Raw genomic sequence first — 19,034 nt, forward strand, 5'->3', positions numbered from 1 at the left:
CGGAGCCCTAAAACTGTTTTTGGCATGAAAGTCTACACCACTCAGCCTTTTCAGGTTATTTATTCGCTCTTTGAGCATGAATACCTGGGGTATTTGTTTGAATCTTTCGTGGTGCAGGTAAACTCCAAAGGCCAGCTTACCTTACAACACCAGAATATCTCCGCTAAGAATGCGGATGAGTTTGCTTCCCGGCTCGATGTCGATGATTTCAAGCTTATCGCACTCATGGATCAGGTGCAGCAGGATGCCGTTCTGAAGCGCTTTTCCTCTAAAAGAATGACGCCTGTTGATTTCTTCCTGAAGACCTATGACCCGGAGAAGGGAGACAAGGCGCTGCAGGAAACCATCAGCCACTACATTCAGGGGCGCATGGGCAAAATTCTGGAGTTGCTCCGCAACAAAATGACCTTTATCATGGGCAAGGATGGCGAGCCCACCTGGAAGCGCATTGAAATTGCCCCGGAGCGAGCCACGGTGCTGTTCCATTTCATGCGAAACGCCGACAATACCCATTATTTCCCAACGATAAAGTATGCCGGCCAAAAGTTAGACTTCCAGTACCGGAATGCGGAGCTGATTTGCTACGAACCCGCCTGGCTGATGCTCAATAATGTGGTATACAGCTTTGAAAAGGATGTGGATGGCAAAAAGCTGCAGCCATTTCTGAATAAGAAGTTCATTGTAGTGCCGCGTTCGGTTGAGGAAAACTACTACAAAAAGTTTGTGGCGCCGCTGGTAGAGTCTTTCGATGTGCATGCCAAAGGCTTCGATATACGGGCTGAGAAGTATGCCCCAAGCCCCTATCTCACGTTCTCTGAGATAGCTGCCGCTGAAGCGCCTGCTGTTAAAGTGAACGGCAGTAACGGCGACGGCAGAACAGAGCGCGGTGCAGGCCAGAACACGAAGATCGTTTTCAACCTGGCCTTTCAGTACGGCGGCTATATGGTGCAGACGCAGGAGGCTAAGCGCATCAGCGTGAACATGGAGAAGACTCCCGATTCATATGTCTTTCACAAGCTTATTCGTGACCTGAACCATGAGAAAGCCTTTGTAAAAGAGCTGAATAAGCGTGCCCTGGAGGTGAAGAACGGACAGGCGGTGCTCGACAAGAGCGATGCCTTTTCCTGGCTGAGCAGTAACCTGGCAGAGTTAGAAGAACTCGGCTTTACGGTGCAGCAGTCAGAGAAGAGCGGAAAGAACTATTTTATAGGCGAGATTACGCTGGATGTAGGTATCACCGAGAAAAACGATTGGTTTGATATTTACGGAACCGTGCGCTTCGGAGAATTTGAAATCCCGTTCATCCGGCTTAAGAACCACATCCTGACCAAAAACAACGAGTTTCTACTGCCTAATGGCCAGATTGCTGTTATACCGGAAGAGTGGTTTACGCAGTACATCGAACTGTTTGCCTTTTCGGAGGGAGAAGACCACCTGACGCTAAAAAAGCACCACATGTCGCTGGTCAACGACCTGCAGCAGGGCAACCTCGCCACCGTAACCATGACGCGTAAGCTGGAGAAGCTGCGTGAGTTTGAGACGATAGAAGACCAACCGATGCCGGCAGGCTTTGTGGGAGAGCTGCGGCCTTACCAGAAAGCAGGGTATAACTGGCTGCACTTTGTGCAGAACTATAAATTCGGGGGCTGCCTGGCCGATGACATGGGCTTGGGTAAAACCGTGCAGACGCTGGCGATGCTGCAGCAACGAAAAGAAAGCGGCGCCGGGTCTGCCTCGTTGCTGGCCATGCCTACCTCGCTGGTATACAATTGGCTAAACGAGGCACAAAAATTCACGCCAGACCTCCGTATCCTGACCTATACAGGCACCTACCGCGGTAAAAATGTAGAGCAGTTCCAGGACTACGATGTGATACTAACCTCTTATGGTATTGTGCGTCTCGATGCCGAACTGCTGAAGACCTACTACTTCGACTATATCATACTGGATGAGTCGCAGGCTATAAAGAACCCGGACTCGAGTACCTCCAAAGCGGTGCGTTCGCTGAAGTCGCGGCACAGGCTCATCTTAACGGGTACGCCTGTAGAAAACAGCACGATGGACTTGTGGGCGCAGATGTCGTTCATAAATCCCGGCCTGTTGGGTAATCAGCATTTCTTCCGGAAAGAGTTTTTGAAGCCAATTGAGAAGGAGAAGGATGAGCACAAGACACGTAGGCTGCACGCGCTCATCAAACCGTTTATCCTGCGCAGGCATAAATCGCAGGTGGCGAAGGAGCTCCCGGAGAAGATTGAGCATACCACCCTCTGCAAAATGACGGAGGAACAGGAGCATGCCTACGAAGAAACAAAATCCTTCTACCGTAATAAGATACTGACGAACCTGGAAGAGCATGGGCCAGGCAATACGCAATTCATGCTCTTGCAGGGCTTAACAAAGCTGCGCCAGATTGCAAACCACCCGCTGATGACGGACCCCGGCTACGAAGGGGAGTCAGGCAAGCTGAAGGAGGTGCTGCGCATGACAAAGAGTGTAGTTGGTGAAGGGCACAAAGTGCTTATTTTCAGCCAATTCGTGAAGCACCTGGAGATTATCCGGAAGGTGCTGGATGAACGGAAGGTAACCTATGCTTATTTAGACGGCAACACAAAAAACCGGCAGGAGCAGGTAGAGCGCTTCCAGAACGATAAAAGCATACAGGTGTTCCTTATCTCCCTGAAAGCGGGTGGTGTGGGCCTGAACCTGACCGCTGCGGATTATGTGTTTATCCTGGACCCCTGGTGGAATCCTGCTGTAGAAGCGCAGGCTGTTGACCGGGCACACCGCATCGGGCAGCAGAACACGGTGTTTACCTACAAGTTCATCACGAAAGACACTGTAGAAGAAAAGATATTGGCGCTTCAGAACCGCAAAATACAACTGGTCACCGACCTCATCAGCACCGACGAAACCATCATCAAGAACCTGACAAAGGATGATATTGAAAACTTGTTGAGTTAGGGTGATAGTCAATTATTGATTGTTGTTGAAAATTTAAAGGAAAAGCCGCTGCAAGAACCATTGCAGCGGCTTTTCCTTCTTGAGAAGATAAAACTTTCGTTCCGGAAGAGGGTTAAAGCAGTAGTATTTTACTCCCCTCCTTGGACAAGGAGGGGCAGGGGTGGTTTGACCCGGAACTGGAGAAACCATACAAGTGAGTCTGGAGACTCACGCACACTATACGTCACCGGTTGGATACCGGCGCCAGTTTCAAACAATCAACAATTAACAATCAACAAACAACAGTCAAACATGCAGCTACATCTGAAAACACCTGTACAGCAAGATTATATGGCTGTGTTTAACGCCTTCGATGAGCAGCTGTTCCGAAAGCTGTCGCCGCCTTACCCGCGCCTGAAACTGCTGCGCTTTGATGGCAGTGCGCCCGGCGATGTAGTGGAAATAGAACTGCAGACGGGGATAAAATCCTTTCGCTGGACCAGCCTCATCACCGAGAGGGAAATAACCGGGGCAGAGGCTTATTTTATAGACCAGGGCCAGGAACTGCCCCCTCCCCTGCGCTACTGGCAGCACAAACACCTTGTTACTAAAAACGGCAGCGGTGCCATTATCCATGACATTATCACCTACAGCACTGGCATAAGACTGCTGGACCTGCTGCTTTACCCGCTCATGCTGGCGCAGTTTCGTATGCGAAAGCCTGTCTATCAGAAAGTGTTCAGGAGAACGCATTAGCTAAAGAAGAAACATGCCTCTCCTGGCTCAGCAAAACACACGAATACATTCATTTTAAATCGCCTCCTGCAGCTGAAATAAAACCTTTTTCCGCTCTGTTAGTTAAGAGCACAAAAGATCAAAACTGCGTACATTATAGGTATGAAGAAAGCAGCCATAGTTGGAGCAGGCATAGGAGGAATTGCCGCATCTGTCCGGTTGGCCCTGAAAGGGTATCAGGTAACAGTATATGAAGCCAATGACAGCTTTGGCGGCAAAATGCATGAGTTCTGGCTGGGCGGCTACCGCTTTGATGCCGGCCCCTCGCTGTTTACGTTGCCGCGCCTCGTGGACGAGCTTTTTGAGTTGGCCGGACGAAAACCTGCGAATTACTTTACCTACACCCGCCTTAACCCTATCACCCATTACTTCTGGCCCGACGGCAGCCATTTAAAAGCCTATGCTGACCCGGAGCGGTTTGCCCGGGAGGCAGCGCAACAGTTAGGGGTGCCGGAGCAGGATGTGCGGGAGGTATTGGCCCGCAGCAGGCGGCTGTACAAAGGAACTGCCGACACGTTTCTGAACAAGTCGCTGCACAAGGCGGGTACTTACCTGAGCCCGGATATATTGAAGGCGCTGGGTTGCCTTACCGACTTAGGACTGACTACAACGATGCACCAGGCAAATGCAAACAAATTTAAGGACCCGCGCTTTGTACAGCTGCTGGATCGCTTTGCCACCTACAACGGTTCTGACCCTTACCAGGCACCGGGCACACTGAACATTATTCCGCACCTAGAGCATAACATAGGGGCTTTTTATCCAAAGGGCGGTATGTTTGCCATTGCGGCCAGCTTGGTAAAGCTGGCGGAGGAGTTGGGCGTTGAATTCAGGTATAACGAGCCTGTGGAGCAGATAGTGACGCTTGCCGGGAAAGTAATGAGCGTGAAAACAGCAAAAGGAAACTATAATGCGGATGTCGTGGTGAGCAACATGGATGTAGTGCCCACTTACCGCCGGCTCCTCCCCGACCACCCGGCCCCGGAGAAAACGCTGAAGCAGCCACGCTCCAGCTCTGCGCTTATCTACTACTGGGGCATCAGAAAACAGTTCCCGGAGCTGCACCTGCACAATATCTTCTTCAGTGCAGATTATAGGAAGGAGTTCGAGCATATCTTCCAGCGTAAAACCATCAGCCCTGATCCTACCGTTTATGTGAACATTACTTCTAAACTGGAGGCAGCAGATGCACCTGCCGGGTGTGAAAACTGGTTTGTGATGGTAAATGTGCCGCACCACCAGGGACAGGACTGGCAACAACTAATAGCTGCTACCCGTGAAACAGTGCTGAAGAAACTCAGCGGCATGCTGCACACGAATATAGAAGAACTTATAGAGCAGGAGCAGGTGCTGGACCCACTTCTGATTGAAAGCCGTACTTCGTCTTTTGCAGGCGCTTTGTACGGCAGTAGCTCCAATAATATGATGGCCGCCTTCCTGCGTCACCCGAACTTTAGCTCGCAGATTGAAGGACTGTATTTTTGTGGCGGCAGCGTGCATCCGGGTGGCGGTGTTCCGTTGTGCCTGCTTTCTGCTAAAATTATCGGGGAACTGGTGCCAGCCGTAGAACCAGCTGAGAGAGTATAAAGTATGCCTGAAACCACACATAAAGCTCCTGCTATAAAAGGTACCGTTGAGAGGTACAAAAAGTATGCGTTGCCTGCTGCAGTGGCTGTGTTGGTCATCTTCCATGGCGTAGGCTTATGGGGGCTGCTGTTCAGTGGCGAGCCGGAGTATTTTCAGCAGCTGACGCCAATGAACCTGCTGCTGACGAATGTGCTACTCTTTAGCTTTCACCGGCGATGGAACATGGCTTTTGTGCTTTTTGCGGTGGTAGTGTTTGGGGTGGGCTTTTTGTCTGAAGTCCTGGGTGTGCATACTGGTCTACTGTTTGGGGACTATAGTTACGGTGCTGCACTGGGTCTGAAGCTTTGGGAAGTGCCCCTGCTCATTGGCCTGAACTGGCTGATGCTGGTATACACAACCGGCCATATCAGCAACTACTTAAAACTGCACTGGCTGGCAAAGGCGCTCACAGGTGCACTGCTTATGGTGCTGCTGGATTATTTTATAGAACCCGTTGCCATTCAGTACGATTTCTGGAGCTGGCAAGGCGACTCTATTCCTGTATCTAACTTCATTGGCTGGTTTGCTGTGGCTTTTTTGCTGCAGCTATACTTTCAGAAAGCCCACTTCTTTAAAAAAAATAAGCTGGCGCCTTACGTGTACCTGGTGCAGCTGGTGTTCTTTATTTGTCTTTTCACTATGCTGTAGCCTTTCTGGAGATTAATTGCACAGAAAAGGCGTAAGAGTATTTCACAAAGAACAATCTGTTACTGACGTTACGCAACAGTCCCAGCGGGACGTCCTGTTGATAGAAATCAGATATCAGGAATTTTTAGCTCCGTAGGAGCGGCCTGTTCACTTATGCATTCCAAACAGGCCGCTCCTACGGAGCTAAAGAAGTCTCGAAGTTAGTTTCTATCAACAGGTCGTCCCGCTAGGACTTAAAATGAATAAACATGGTTTTGCGTTACATTAATCTGTAAGCCAGGTAATCTAAGTAAAGCGACATGAGACTTCTAGCCTTGTTACAGTTTTCAAAGGAACGCACATAAAAGCGGAGGCCCCGAGTTACTTAAACTCGGGGCCTCCGCTTTTTATTAAGATTTACAGAAGCTTTGTTAGCTGATGGAAACACGCACCTTTTGCGTATACATGCGCAGGGCAGTTTTGAAATCAGTGCCATTGTCTTCCATCTCGTTCAGAATCCAAACAGCAGCCAGCACGTGCGTTAGCTGCTCGCCTTCATCTTCTCCCTCTACTTCAATGGTAGTTGGCTGTTCATCTACAATGGCTGCCTCAGCGGCCATCAGTTCGTTTAAATTGTTATTTTCAACAAGCTTCTTTATTGCAGGTATCTTCATGTGTTTATTAAACGTCTAATTTGTGTATCAGGTCACGAACGGCTTCTTCTTTGCTGGCGGCTACAGTGTCAACCAGTTTTCCGTTTTTGAAAGTGGCGAAGAAAGGCAGGTTTGTAACACCGGCAAACTTACGTGCCTCTGGGCTGTTTTCAGCGTTCACATCCACGAAGGCAACATTTGTAAATTGCTCATCATCAGACATACGCTTGAACTTAGGAGAGAACAGACGGCAGTTACCACACCAGTCGGCATAGTACTTCACCACCACTTTTGGGTTTCCATTAAGTATTTCGCTAAAATCGTTGTCTGTTGCTTTTATAACGGCCATATGTTTATCGTTTTATTACAGTTTGAAAAATCAGGTTATTGTACTCTTTAAGATACTGGGTACAAAATTAAATGTTTCAGGTGAAACATGCAGCTTTTGCTATTGAAAATGCCAACAGCCCTACGTATGAATTGTTTTACAGCCGTTTTTAACCACTCTCCCGGAAACTATAATTGCAGGTAGCAAGGTTATAGAAATGAATACTTTACGGCCATTGAACAACTTTTTAGCCTGAATTGTATTAAAGAAACTACACTGCAATTTTATATCTTTGCAGAGATAAAACCCGAGAAGAACAATGTTAGATAAGTTAGAAGCCATCAATCACCGATTTGAGGAGGTAGGCCAGTTGCTTACCCAGCCTGATGTGGCCAGCGACATGAAGAAATATAAGTCGCTGAACAAAGAGTATAAAGACCTTGACAAAATAGTAGTTGAATATAAAAAGTACCTGAACATCCTGAGCAACATCGACAATGCCAAGCAGGTAATTGCTACAGAAAAGGATGAGGATTTCAGGGAAATGGCCAAAGAGGAGCTGGACGAGCTGATTCCGCAGCGCGATGAGATGGAGGAGCATCTGAAAGAGATGCTGATCCCGAAAGACCCGGATGACAGCAAAGACATCATCATGGAAATTCGTGCAGGTGCGGGTGGCGACGAAGCCTCTATCTTTGCCGGTGACTTGTACCGCATGTACAGCCGATTCGCTGAAAAGCAGGGCTGGCGCACAGAGCTCATCGATGCCACAGAAGGAACTTCCGGGGGATATAAAGAAATAATCGTGGGCATGTCTGGCGAAGACGTATATGGCAAGCTCAAGTTTGAGTCCGGTGTGCACCGCGTGCAGCGCGTGCCAGCTACCGAGACGCAGGGCCGTATTCATACCTCAGTTGCCTCTGTAGTTGTGCTGCCAGAGGTGGAGGAACTGGACATTGATCTGGACATGAACGACATCCGTAAAGACCTGTTCATGTCTTCAGGACCTGGCGGGCAGTCGGTTAACACGACTTACTCTGCCGTGCGCTTAACGCACATTCCAACGGGTATAGTGGCGCAGTGCCAGGATCAGAAATCGCAGCTGAAAAACTTTGACAAGGCATTGGCTGTACTTCGTTCCCGTATTTATGAGATTGAGCTGGCCAAGAAGAATGAAGCAGAAGGCGCGCAGCGCAAGAGCATGGTAGGCGGCGGTGACCGTTCCGATAAAATCCGTACCTATAACTACCCGCAAGGCCGCGTAACCGATCACCGTATTGGCTATACCGTTTACAACCTGCCAAACGTGATGGATGGCGGTATCGAAGACTTCGTGGAAGAGCTGCGTATTGCGGAGAATGCCGAGAGACTGAAAGAAGGTGCCGCTGCAGAGTAATAACAACGACAGAATTTAGTTATCGATAGCAAGGGTGCAGTAAAGCAGGAATAGCTGAAGCTGCACCCTTTTTTGTTGCTTATTACTATATTGTTGATGGATTAAATTGCTGTTTTACAATTCTTCTAAAGTTCCCCTCCTTGGACAAGGAGGGGTTAGGGGTGGTTTGATAAGTCAGCCATTGCTTAGAGCTAATATCCCTTTCAACTTCATACTCACATACCATTAAATTGAAATACACCCTCGCCATACTACCCTTGCTCCTGCTGCTTTGCCTGTTCTCCTGTGAGCCAAGGGATGAGGTGATTACCACAGATCCTGCTGCAGTGCTGGAGTTCTCGGCGGATACTGTATTGTTCGACACAGTTTTCGTGAGCTGGGGCAGCATCACCAAGCGCTTAAAGGTATACAACCGCAACGAGAAGGCTGTCCGCATCAGCGAGATTACGCTGGCGGGTGCTGCTGCGTCTCCTTATCAGCTTACCATCAATGGAGTGCAAAGCCCGCTGGCAAATGATGTGGAGCTGCGTGGCGGCGATAGCCTATATGTGCTGGTGAAGGTTAATATCAACCCATCAGATGAGAACCTACCTTTCCTGATTGCTGATTCTGTCCTCTTCCGGACGAATGGACAACAGCAAAATGTAAAGCTGGTGGCATACGGGCAAAATGCTTACTTCCACCGCAAAGAGGCCATTGGGGAAACCGTTTGGGAAAATGATAAACCGCATATCCTGCTGGATTCAGTGCTGGTGCAGGAAAACGCTACACTGACCATCAGAAAAGGAACCCGCATTTACGGAACAGATAAATCGGTGCTGTTGGTAAACGGACGTCTGCTGGTGGAGGGTACTCCGGAAGAGCGCGTGGTATTTGGGGGCTACAGGCAGGAAGAAGCCTACCAAACAGCACCTGGCCAGTGGGAAGGCATCCGGATACTGACCAAGAGCAGCGACAATATTATAAAGTATGCCGACATCCGAAACACCCTGTACGGCCTGCGCATCGGGAACCCGGGCAATGCAGGAACGCTGGTGGAAGGATGCGTAGTAGCTCATGCCTATGTGGATGGCATCGTTGCCTTTACCTCGGATGTAAAGATGGTGAACACCCTGATTTATAACTGCGGGCAGTACGGCTTTGGAGGCCTGGGAGGCGGTAATTATGAAGTGCTTTACTCTACCATCGTGAGCTACAACAACAGGATGGTGCGCGAAACCCCGCTGTTTGTTGTCACAGATTTTATACCGGGCACAGAAATAGAGAAGCAGCCGACTTCGCTGCGCCTGGTGAACTCTATTGTATACTCTGACAGCTACAGCTTAAAAGATGAAGTGCTGCTATCACCTTTGGATGCTGCTACAGAGGTAAGCAACAACCTGCTCCTGACGGAGGTATACAAAGAAGCTTTTGCGCAAAATGGCAACAAGCTGAATGAAGCGCCAAAATTCAAGGCGCCAGCCAAAGCCGATTTTACCCTGGATACTTTGTCCCCTGCCAGTAGTGCTGCCAGGTTTCTCCCAGAGGTACTATCAGACCTGAAAGGCACCACCCGCAGTACAAGCCTTCCGGACGCAGGCGCTTTTGAGCGAGCTGTTGATTAAGGTAATATAAGTAGCATCTGGTGTAGTCAAACTGTACTCGATAACATAAACTCGTTCAGAGTTATTTATTCAAAATCAAAATAAGCTATGAAGTGGTTTCAGAAAGAAGTAAGGTTACCAGCCGTGAAAAGAGGTTTTCATTTAATTACCGATTTGCTGGAGGCGCAGCTGCCTGAGTTGGAAGATATAAACGTGGGGCTGGCGCATGTCTTCATCAAGCATACTTCTGCCAGCTTAACCATTAATGAAGACGCAGATCCTACGGTTCGTCAGGATTTTGAGAGCCACTTCAACCATATGGTGCCGGAAAACCAATCCTATTACCGCCATACCTTAGAAGGCTCAGACGATATGCCGGCGCACCTGAAAGCCGCCCTGCTCGGCAATTCTGTAACTGTACCTATAACAAAAGGGAAACTAAACCTCGGCACCTGGCAGGGCATTTACCTCTGCGAGCACCGCAACCACGCCTCTAAGCGCACCGTGGTCGTAACGTTACAGGGAGAGTAAATCCTGGCATAAACTGACGCGTTATGCTACAGCCCCAGCGGGGCGAACTGTTGATAGAAAGAAAATCATTCCTTCTCTAGCTCCGGAGGAGCGGCCTGTAAATGTATTTTAAACAGGCCGCTCCTCCGGAGCTAAAGGTATTTTAAAGCCATCAGGCTACTAGCAGGTCGTCCCGCTGGGACTAAAAAGCGCTGATGCCTTTCATCCTGATGCTTTTAGCAAACTACCTTAACACACTAATTCGCTTCACCTCTGTGCCATTGGAGCTCTTTATGCGGAGGATATAAAGGCCTTGTGGCAGGTCGCGCACGTCGAGGCGTAGCACACGGCTACTGATTTGCTCGTTAATAATTACCTGCCCCAACTTATTTACCAACTCTACCTGGCGCACCAGAATACGGGCAGGCTGCTCTATAGTGAGAAAGTCTGTTGTTGGGTTCGGATACACCACCAGGTCACTTACCGTTACGTGTACTAACTTCTCTTTTACTTCTGTGCTGCTCAGGTCTCCGTTTGTTATTGTGAGCTTAGCACCGTACCTGCCTGGCCTTGGGTAGGTAACCGATGGGTTTTGCTGTGTAGAAACAGCAGGAACACCTCCTTCAAATTCCCAGTACCACGCTTCCGGGCGAAGTCCCGCAGAGGCATCCGAAAAGAGGACAGTATTCCCTGCTATAACCAGCGTGTCATTTGGTGAAGTGGTTTCAAAGTCGGAGCGCAGGGTGCGGGTACAGGCAAGAGAATTCAGGATGCTGCTGCGCGACGTGGCAAGTATAGCTTGCATAAAGTCTGCCTGGCCCTTTGTAAACAGGTTCATGCAGGCATCATCGCTGTAGTCCATGTAGTTCTGATACATATCTCCGAAGGGGCTGTCGTCGCAGGAGTTCTTTATTCCGGTGTGGCACCCGCCATTTTCTTCCCGCTGATTTGGGGTGTCGTCAATTCCGTCAGAGTCAGTGCAGGAGGAGCCGCTGCCCCATATATGGCCCAGTCCGAGCCAGTGACCCACTTCATGCGTTGCGGTACGGCCCTGGTTGTAATTCCATTTAAAATCGTTGGCAGGCGGTGCGCCTACAGAAGCATAATGCAGCACAACGCCATCATTCACAGCGCGGGAACCAGGTGGGGTAGCATAGCCTAAGATATTACTTTGGATGTCACCACCCAGGTTGCAGATCCAGATATTCAGGTATTGGTCTCTGTCCCATATATCAGTACCACCTTTTGCAGCATACTTCACATTATCACTAACATAGCTGAAGGAACTGTTGGTTGTGCGGGTGCGGGTGATGCCATTGGTTAGATTTCCATTAGGGTCTATAGAAGCCAGGCAGAACTCAATTCTGGTATCAGCGGCATAGGGTCGGAAATGCTCTGGTGTGCTAGCGGTATCCGCATTCATCCTTCTGAAATCCTCATTCAGTACCGCTAACTGCGACAGCAAAGCGGCCTCCGACACGTTCTCTTCCTCAGCATTATACAACACATGAAACACAACCGGAACAGTAACCACAACATCGGTGCTCCGCTTCTGCCCTACTCCTTGTTGTGTCAACGACTGCTGAATTTTTTGTTTTAGTACCTGCTGGCGCTCTTTCAATTCCGGGTCCTCTGCCTGTAGTAACGCTGTATACGCATCAGTGGCACAAGTGCGGCCACTGCTAACAGCAGAACTAAGGTTTTGGGCAAAAGTATGCAAGGCAAAGCCTAAGCACATCAAGGCCGTCAGAATAAACGTGCGCATGCGGCAAGAGTATGGTAAAAGAAACTGTAGCACTTGCTGTGCCACGTTATCTTTGCAAGATAATAAATTATATAGGATTTACCGCTGCTATGCGCTGGCTTTTAGGTAGATGCAGTTATAGATTGGCGTCTACCCTGTAATGCAGCGAGTCGGAGAGAACCAATTTTTGAACCCCCTCCACTCTATAGCCCGAGATATTGCCACTTGCAGGGTCTGCACTGAGCTGCACGTTACGGCGCGAGTAAAAGAGTACATTCTGGTCCTGTAGCAGGGCGTTGAGTTGTTTTAGCTTTCTGTCAGGGCTTAGTTCCAGGCGCAGGTAGTGCACGAGCGGCTCGGCATCCTCCACCCTGTTATACTCTACAATTATACTTCCATTACCGAGCACTTGCTCCTGCTTTGTATAGTACTCCTCCAGCGCCGGGCGGTTAAGGTCCGCCTGCTCAAACACAGCTAATTCATCTTTCCAGTCTACTGCAGCGGTTTCAATGGTTTCTGTTGGAGTGCCTTCTGTGGTGACAGATTTTAGTACCATAGGCTGCTCCGCCTGCAGGCGCTCTATTTGTTGTTCCAGGTAGGTGGTTAGATTGTAAGAAGCCTCCGCCTCGGCAGATGTAGGCGGAGTGGGCCTCTCACAAGCAGTAGTGGCCAATAGCAGGACCAAAAAGAAGATAGGTATATGCCTGGCCACCCGTATTATTTTTTTATAAGTGATATTCCGTCCATTTCCGCTGGCGCTGAAATGTTCATTAACTCTAGTATGGTTGGCGCGAGGTCGCCAAGCTTGCCTTCGTGTAGTGCTACATTCAGCGTGTCGCTTACCAGCACACAAGGCACCAGGTTGGTAGTATGGGCTGTGTTTGGTGTGCCGTCTTCGTTGATCATGCAATCGGCGTTGCCGTGGTCTGCAATCACAATGGTAGTATAGCCGTTTGCCAGGGCAGTGGTAATCACTTTCTCCGCACACAGGTCTACTACCTCGCAGGCTCTTACCGCAGCTTCAAACACGCCGGTATGGCCTACCATGTCAGGATTAGCAAAGTTCAGACAGATAAAGTCAGCGCTCTTTTTCTCCAACTCAGGCACAATGGCATCCCGAATATCGAAGGCGCTCATTTCAGGCATCAGGTCGTAGGTGGCTACCTTTGGCGATTGGCACATAATGCGGCTTTCGCCTTCGAATACAGTTTCGCGGCCTCCGGAAAAGAAGAAGGTGACGTGCGGGTACTTTTCTGTTTCCGCAATGCGGATCTGCTTTTTGCCGGCGTTCGCCAATACCTCCCCGAGCGTATTATTCAGGTTGTCTTTATCAAAAATGGCCGCTACGTCTAAGAAGCTCTCGTCGTAGTTGGTCATCATGATATAGCGCAGGTTCAGCTTGAACATGTTGTACTCAGGATAATCGCGCTGCGTGAGCGCCTGCGTAATTTCACGGCCCCTGTCGGTGCGGAAGTTGAAGCAGATAACCACATCACCATCTTTGATAGTGGCAATAGGCTGCTGCATATCGTTTACTTTCACAATCGGCTGAATAAACTCATCCGACACACCTGCATTGTAAGAGTCCAGCATCGACTTTATGAGGTTCTGAGATGGTGCTCCTGTGCCATGCACCATCAGGTCATAGGCCAGCTTTACGCGTTCCCAACGGTTATCGCGGTCCATCGCATAGTAGCGGCCCACGATAGAGGCAATGGTGCCTGTTGTCTGCTCCAGGTGCTGCTCCAGCTCATTGATGTATTTCACACCACCCTTGGGGTCTGTGTCGCGGCCATCTGTAAAAGCATGGATGTATACCTCGCGCAGCTCCTGATCGGCAGCTACAGAACAGAGTGCTTTCAGGTGGTTGATATGCGAGTGCACACCGCCATCAGAGAGCAAACCAATCAGGTGCACTGGCTTTTTGTTTTCTTTGGCATATGCGAGGGCGTCGGCAAGTACAGGCATGGTGGCTAGTTTGCGTTCCGCAATGGCTTTGTTAATGCGCACGAGATCCTGGTACACCACACGGCCGGCGCCAATGTTCATGTGCCCTACCTCCGAATTGCCCATCTGCCCCTCCGGTAAGCCAACAGCCTCACCTGAGGCCTGTAGTCTGGTGGTCGGATATTTAGCAAGGATAGAATCAACGAAAGGCGTATTGGCCTTCTCAATTGCTGAAACTTCCGGATTAGTGGCAATACCCCACCCATCCAATATCATTAAAAGTACCTTATTATCCATAGCGCAAATATAACTATAATCTTTCAATGCTGTCTAGTAATAGCTGCCTATGCCTGAGCAGTGCCAGCTGGTACAGACATCAGCATACTTTATAGCGGCTACTGCCTTTGTGGCGGGAAGGTTTTAGCATCCTCCATAAAAACAAATCAAAGGTAGTGGATGTGCTTTTTCGTATATTTAAAATATACTATTAAATTAGAGACACGATTCAAAAGGCCTTTGTTGGCATAGTTTTAGCTGATGTGAGGGCAAGAACACAAACGGTCATATGAAAAACTTTAAACACATTGCAGTAGCATTTTCTTTGTTAATGGTAGCCGCATTTTTCTCGGCAGGGCAGGTAATGGCGCAGGGAGATGCCATGAGCAGCGTGAAATCAGCGATGAAAACAGGCTCGGCCAAAGAACTGTCTAAGAACTTTAGCAGTATGGTAGAAATTACCCTCGACGGAAACGAGGCCACCAGCTACAGCAATACGCAGGCGGAGTTCGTGATGAAGAATTTTTTTGCCAAAAATGCTCCTGTAGACTTTAGCGTAAACCACAACGGCACCTCCGATAAAGGCCAGTTGTATGCTATTGGTACCTACGCTGCTAAAGGTGATTCTTACACGGTATTGATACGGATGAAGTCGGCAAACGGCAAATACCTTATCCACTCGATGAACTTTATCAAGGATTAAGCAAATAATAATGAGATTTTTAAGAAGGCCCGGCGTTTATACCGGGCCTTTTTTTTATTTTTGCACCGTGAAAAACGTGAGACCGACATACCTGACCGAAAATAGCATAGGCGAGTTTATCGCCAGGGCACTGGCTGAGGACATCGGCGACGGTGACCACTCTTCTCTTGCGGCTATACCCGCCGATGCCCAAAACCAGGCGCGGCTGCTGATAAAAGGCGACGGTATACTAGCGGGCGTTGAGCTGGCGACCTATATCTTTAAAGCCGTAGACCCGGAGCTGCAGGTAGAGATACTGCTGCAGGATGGTGCACAGGTAAAGTATGGCGACATCGGCCTGACGGTAAAAGGGAAGGCGCAATCTATCTTAACAGCAGAACGACTGGTGCTGAACTGCATGCAGCGCATGAGCGGCATTGCCACCTACACAAATTCGCTGCAGCAGCTGATTGCCGGCACCGGAGCCAAACTGCTCGATACCCGCAAGACTACCCCCAACTTCCGGATGATGGAGAAATGGGCAGTTGTAATAGGAGGCGGCCATAACCACCGGTTCGGCTTATATGATATGGTGATGCTGAAGGACAATCATGTGGACTATGCCGGCGGTATCCGCGAAGCCATCACGGCCACACAGCGCTACCTGCAGGAAAAAGGGAAAAACCTGCATATCGAGGTGGAAACACGCAACCTGCAGGAAGTGAGAGAGGTCCTGGAGACAGGCGGTATACAGCGTATCATGCTGGATAACATGGCACCCGACATGATGCGGGAGGCGGTGAAAATGATTGCCGGCAGGTATGAGGTAGAAGCCTCGGGAGGTATCACAGAGAAAACGATACGCGCCGTGGCAGCATGTGGCGTAGACTATATCTCGGTGGGGGCGCTAACGCACTCCATGAAGAGTTTAGATATCAGCCTGAAGGCTTATAAATAAAAACAGGTTACCTTTGCGGAAGCAAGGGCTTTTTTTACAGAATTTCGCTCTGCGCGTGATGCCAGGAGAGAGTAGGCAGAGAACAGAATTTCGACATTAAATTTATATGCAGCGACCAAATCAAAAAGGTTTTCGGACCGCACAAGGACCTTCTCCGCAAGGAATCCGCACAAAGAAGTATCAGCTCGATAAAGAAAAGTATACCCGCATGGCCCTGGTAAAAGTGTGGCGCCATGACTGGTGGTATGCTTTAATACCATTGGTGCTGTTGTTGTTGCCAGCTCTGTTCAGCTTTTCGTGGTGGTGGGTGACAGCTGCTATTATTGTTACGTTGCTGTTTGTGCTGCTCCGTTCGGCGCAGGTAATGGGGGTAACGCAGGTAGAACAGGGTAACCCGCTGTTCGAGAAACTGAACTACGAGATCGACAACCGCCAGATACTGATGAAGCGCAATGAGCGTGAAGGCATGGCGCTGAACTGGGATATGATCCAGAAGGCTGAGGTGCAGACCGAAGCTTACCTGCTGTATCTGCAGCCTGCCGCTGATGCGCAACTGCCAGGAGGATGGAAAGGCTGGGTGGCCCGTAACTTTCAGACTCCCATCTTTATACACCTGCCTTTCCGCATTTTTAACAGCACTAACGATATCAAGCTGTTTGAAAGCATACTGCGTCGCAAGAACCTGCTGGCGAGCAATACCACAACCAGTACCACAACCTAACGGCAGGGTATCAACGTAAATATTTAATAGATAATGCTTTGCTGGCAGAGCATAAAGCAAGGCATGTATAAAGAAAGTATAAAAACATATAAAAATGAATAAAAACATAATAGCAATATTTGCTGCCGTAGCCGGTTTGTCTATGGCTTCCTGCGAAACACCCAAGGATTTAAGACCAGAAGATAAAGTATCAGTGGATTTTGTAGAGCCAGGCACACGCAACACTTATAATATCGGTAAAGTAAACGAAGTATATCCCGAGTCGCACGATGGGGAAGTAATGCCGGACCGTGATCTGGGGGGCAATACGATTCAGCCGGGAGATAGTATTCGTGAGACTACTGAAACTAATACAGAGGTAGGCGCTACAAAAGAACAGTAATTTCATTTATAAAACAGGCCTGCCGTTGCTGTACCTTGCAGCAACGGCAGGCTTTTTTATGGGCTTACTTTACAACTGAAACCGGTGTCTTCAATCTGCTGCTTTCGAACTGGTTCAGATAAAACGCCTATATTTGCAACATAATTGCTTTTAGACCTTCATGACGCAACAGGAAGACGAGTGGTTCAGTACCTGGTTCGACTCTCCATATTATCACATACTCTACAACAACCGCAACACGCAGGAGGCGCAGGCATTCATGGATCGGTTGCTGGCTTACCTCCACCCTAAACCGCACAATAAGATACTGGACCTGGCCTGTGGCAAAGGCCGCTATTCGGTATACCTCCACCAGAAAGGTTTTGATGTGACGGGCATTGACTTGTCCGGGAAAAGTATAGCCCACGCAAAACAGTTCGGGAAAGAGCACCTGCACTTTGATGTGCACGACATGCGCAAGGTGTACAAGCCGGAGTATTTCGACTTTATCCTGAATCTGTTCACCAGCTTCGGTTATTTTGATACTGAAACAGAGAATGTGGTGGCGCTTGCTGCAACCGCTAAAAGCCTGAAGCCCGGCGGGAAATTGGTGATAGACTTCATGAACACGGATAAGGTAATCAATAACCTGGTGGCGGAGGAGGAAAAAAGAGTGCATGGGATAAACTTCAGAATCACACGCGGCGTAGAGAATGGCTTTATCGTTAAAACCATCCACTTTAGTGATGAGGGAAAGGAGTATGAATTTGTGGAGCGGGTGAGGGCATTACGGGAGGAAGATTTTGAGGAGTATTTTAAGATGATACAGCTGCGCCTTGTAGAGGTGTTCGGTGACTACCATCTTAACCCATTTGACCTGGAGAAAAGTGACCGGGCGATCTTTGTGCTTAAGAAATAACAGCTCTACATGATTGTAGCTATACTTGTACTGTTTTTTACAGTAGTGTTTTCGGCCTTTTTAGTGAAGGTGTTTCCGCCTCACAACTCAAGGTGGTTGAAAATAGCCCTTGCTTTTAGTGGCGCTTACCTTTTTACCATTACCATCATACACCTGCTGCCCGACGTGCTCCGGAACGGCAGCGCCAGCTCTAATGGTGTTGGTTACTGGGTGTTGGCAGGCTTCTTTCTGCAACTGGTGCTGGAGCTGTTTTCGCATGGGGTGGAGCACGGCCATATTCATCACCACGACCACGGCCGTATCGGTTCTATGCCCTTTCTGCTGCTGGGCTCGCTGTTCGTGCATGCCTTTCTGGAGGGTAGCATTCTGGTAGAGCAAAGGCAGTACTATGCAGGCCACACACATGGAGGGGGCAGCTTTTATGTGGTGTTGCTGGGGGTGGCACTGCACCACGTGCCGGCTGCTTTCGCGCTGATGTCGGTGCTGCTGTCGCGGCTGGAGAACTTCCGGAAAGCCTTTCTGTGGCTGCTGATTTTTGCTGTTGGCTCGCCCCTGGGTATTTTCTTTAGCAATGTGGTTTTATCGCAGGAGGCGCCGGATGGGCTAATCTATACTGCCCTGACGGGTTTGGTGGCAGGTAACTTCCTGCACATTTCCACTACCATACTATTCGAGACAAGCCCTGACCACCACTTTAACCGCAGCAAGCTCGTTGCAACCTTGTTTGGTTTAACGCTGGCAATTGTCTCTGACTTTGTTTAAGTGAAGGAGAAATCTCAGATTCTAAATTAAATTAGAGACGTTACTTAGTGCAGTGGCTTGCTCTAAACTGATGCCTTCCGCCCTTGCTGTGTGTTTTCACCATAGCCGTCAGGCTAAGGAGTTGTGCGAAACTAAAAGTAGCTGTAGCTTTGCAGGATGGAGGTAAGTGTAGAAGGATTATTAGAAGGCAAGGAAGGTCTGCTCGA

The 19,034-nt window shown here is 49.1% G+C and carries 18 protein-coding genes; 13 read left to right on the forward strand and 5 right to left on the reverse strand.

Features of this window, described 5'->3' with window-relative positions; all coding sequences use genetic code 11:
- Positions 1-24 precede the first annotated feature (24 nt).
- From DXT99_RS15045 to DXT99_RS15060, 4 genes are all read left to right on the forward strand, one after another.
- Entirely contained in the window at positions 25-2,961 is a 2,937-nt protein-coding gene (locus DXT99_RS15045) for a DEAD/DEAH box helicase (RefSeq protein WP_115566392.1), read from the forward strand.
- Between the two features lie 291 nt (positions 2,962-3,252).
- Positions 3,253-3,696 (forward strand): SRPBCC family protein, encoded by a 444-nt coding sequence (locus DXT99_RS15050; protein ID WP_115566393.1) that lies wholly within the window; start codon positions 3,253-3,255, stop codon positions 3,694-3,696.
- A 141-nt stretch (positions 3,697-3,837) separates the two neighbouring features.
- Positions 3,838-5,322, forward strand: a complete 1,485-nt coding sequence (gene crtD, locus DXT99_RS15055) for a 1-hydroxycarotenoid 3,4-desaturase CrtD (RefSeq protein ID WP_115566394.1) — start codon at positions 3,838-3,840, stop codon at positions 5,320-5,322.
- A 3-nt stretch (positions 5,323-5,325) separates the two neighbouring features.
- Entirely contained in the window at positions 5,326-6,009 is a 684-nt protein-coding gene (locus DXT99_RS15060) for a carotenoid biosynthesis protein (protein WP_115566395.1), read from the forward strand.
- A gap of 410 nt (positions 6,010-6,419) precedes the next feature.
- Here DXT99_RS15060 and DXT99_RS15065 read toward each other — a convergent pair whose 3' ends face one another.
- On the reverse strand, positions 6,420-6,662 hold the full coding sequence (locus DXT99_RS15065) for a DUF6952 family protein (protein ID WP_115566396.1): 243 nt from the start codon (positions 6,660-6,662) through the stop codon (positions 6,420-6,422).
- Between the two features lie 7 nt (positions 6,663-6,669).
- Positions 6,670-6,990, reverse strand: coding sequence for a thioredoxin family protein (locus DXT99_RS15070; RefSeq protein ID WP_115566397.1), 321 nt, complete (start codon positions 6,988-6,990; stop codon positions 6,670-6,672).
- A 298-nt stretch (positions 6,991-7,288) separates the two neighbouring features.
- Between DXT99_RS15070 and prfA the strand changes: the two genes are divergently transcribed.
- The 3 genes from prfA (at position 7,289) to DXT99_RS15085 (ending at position 10,479) form a co-directional block, all read left to right on the forward strand.
- Positions 7,289-8,365, forward strand: coding sequence for a peptide chain release factor 1 (gene prfA / locus DXT99_RS15075; protein ID WP_115566398.1), 1,077 nt, complete (start codon positions 7,289-7,291; stop codon positions 8,363-8,365).
- 230 nt (positions 8,366-8,595) lie between these two features.
- The gene (locus DXT99_RS15080) at positions 8,596-9,969 is read left to right on the forward strand and encodes a hypothetical protein (RefSeq protein ID WP_115566399.1); all 1,374 of its coding nucleotides are present in this window, start codon (positions 8,596-8,598) and stop codon (positions 9,967-9,969) included.
- Between the two features lie 87 nt (positions 9,970-10,056).
- The gene (locus tag DXT99_RS15085; protein WP_115566400.1) at positions 10,057-10,479 is read left to right on the forward strand and encodes a secondary thiamine-phosphate synthase enzyme YjbQ; all 423 of its coding nucleotides are present in this window, start codon (positions 10,057-10,059) and stop codon (positions 10,477-10,479) included.
- A 223-nt stretch (positions 10,480-10,702) separates the two neighbouring features.
- On the opposite strand, the gene DXT99_RS15090 is transcribed toward DXT99_RS15085, so the two are convergent.
- From DXT99_RS15090 to gpmI, 3 genes are all read right to left on the reverse strand, one after another.
- On the reverse strand, positions 10,703-12,223 hold the full coding sequence (locus DXT99_RS15090) for a M43 family zinc metalloprotease (RefSeq protein WP_115566401.1): 1,521 nt from the start codon (positions 12,221-12,223) through the stop codon (positions 10,703-10,705).
- A gap of 115 nt (positions 12,224-12,338) precedes the next feature.
- A complete protein-coding gene (locus DXT99_RS15095) occupies positions 12,339-12,887 on the reverse strand; it encodes a hypothetical protein (protein WP_147294233.1) in 549 nt (182 codons plus the stop codon).
- A gap of 32 nt (positions 12,888-12,919) precedes the next feature.
- Positions 12,920-14,446 (reverse strand): 2,3-bisphosphoglycerate-independent phosphoglycerate mutase, encoded by a 1,527-nt coding sequence (gene gpmI, locus DXT99_RS15100; RefSeq protein ID WP_115566403.1) that lies wholly within the window; start codon positions 14,444-14,446, stop codon positions 12,920-12,922.
- A 268-nt stretch (positions 14,447-14,714) separates the two neighbouring features.
- On the opposite strand from gpmI, the gene DXT99_RS15105 reads away from it, so the two are divergent.
- The 6 genes from DXT99_RS15105 to DXT99_RS15130 all read left to right on the forward strand — a co-directional run bounded on the left by DXT99_RS15105 (position 14,715) and on the right by DXT99_RS15130 (position 18,828).
- Positions 14,715-15,128 carry a DUF4783 domain-containing protein gene (locus DXT99_RS15105; RefSeq protein WP_115566404.1) on the forward strand — a complete coding sequence of 138 codons (414 nt, stop codon included), beginning with the start codon at positions 14,715-14,717 and terminating at the stop codon, positions 15,126-15,128.
- A 76-nt stretch (positions 15,129-15,204) separates the two neighbouring features.
- The gene (gene nadC / locus DXT99_RS15110) at positions 15,205-16,065 is read left to right on the forward strand and encodes a carboxylating nicotinate-nucleotide diphosphorylase (protein ID WP_115566422.1); all 861 of its coding nucleotides are present in this window, start codon (positions 15,205-15,207) and stop codon (positions 16,063-16,065) included.
- Between the two features lie 106 nt (positions 16,066-16,171).
- The gene (locus DXT99_RS15115) at positions 16,172-16,786 is read left to right on the forward strand and encodes a hypothetical protein (RefSeq protein WP_115566405.1); all 615 of its coding nucleotides are present in this window, start codon (positions 16,172-16,174) and stop codon (positions 16,784-16,786) included.
- 94 nt (positions 16,787-16,880) lie between these two features.
- Positions 16,881-17,168, forward strand: a complete 288-nt coding sequence (locus tag DXT99_RS15120) for a hypothetical protein (RefSeq protein ID WP_115566406.1) — start codon at positions 16,881-16,883, stop codon at positions 17,166-17,168.
- Between the two features lie 160 nt (positions 17,169-17,328).
- Positions 17,329-18,066 (forward strand): SAM-dependent methyltransferase, encoded by a 738-nt coding sequence (locus DXT99_RS15125; RefSeq protein WP_115566407.1) that lies wholly within the window; start codon positions 17,329-17,331, stop codon positions 18,064-18,066.
- Between the two features lie 9 nt (positions 18,067-18,075).
- A complete protein-coding gene (locus tag DXT99_RS15130; protein WP_115566408.1) occupies positions 18,076-18,828 on the forward strand; it encodes a ZIP family metal transporter in 753 nt (250 codons plus the stop codon).
- Positions 18,829-19,034 lie beyond the last annotated feature (206 nt).

Source organism: Pontibacter diazotrophicus (assembly GCF_003367245.1).
Classification (GTDB): domain Bacteria; phylum Bacteroidota; class Bacteroidia; order Cytophagales; family Hymenobacteraceae; genus Pontibacter; species Pontibacter diazotrophicus.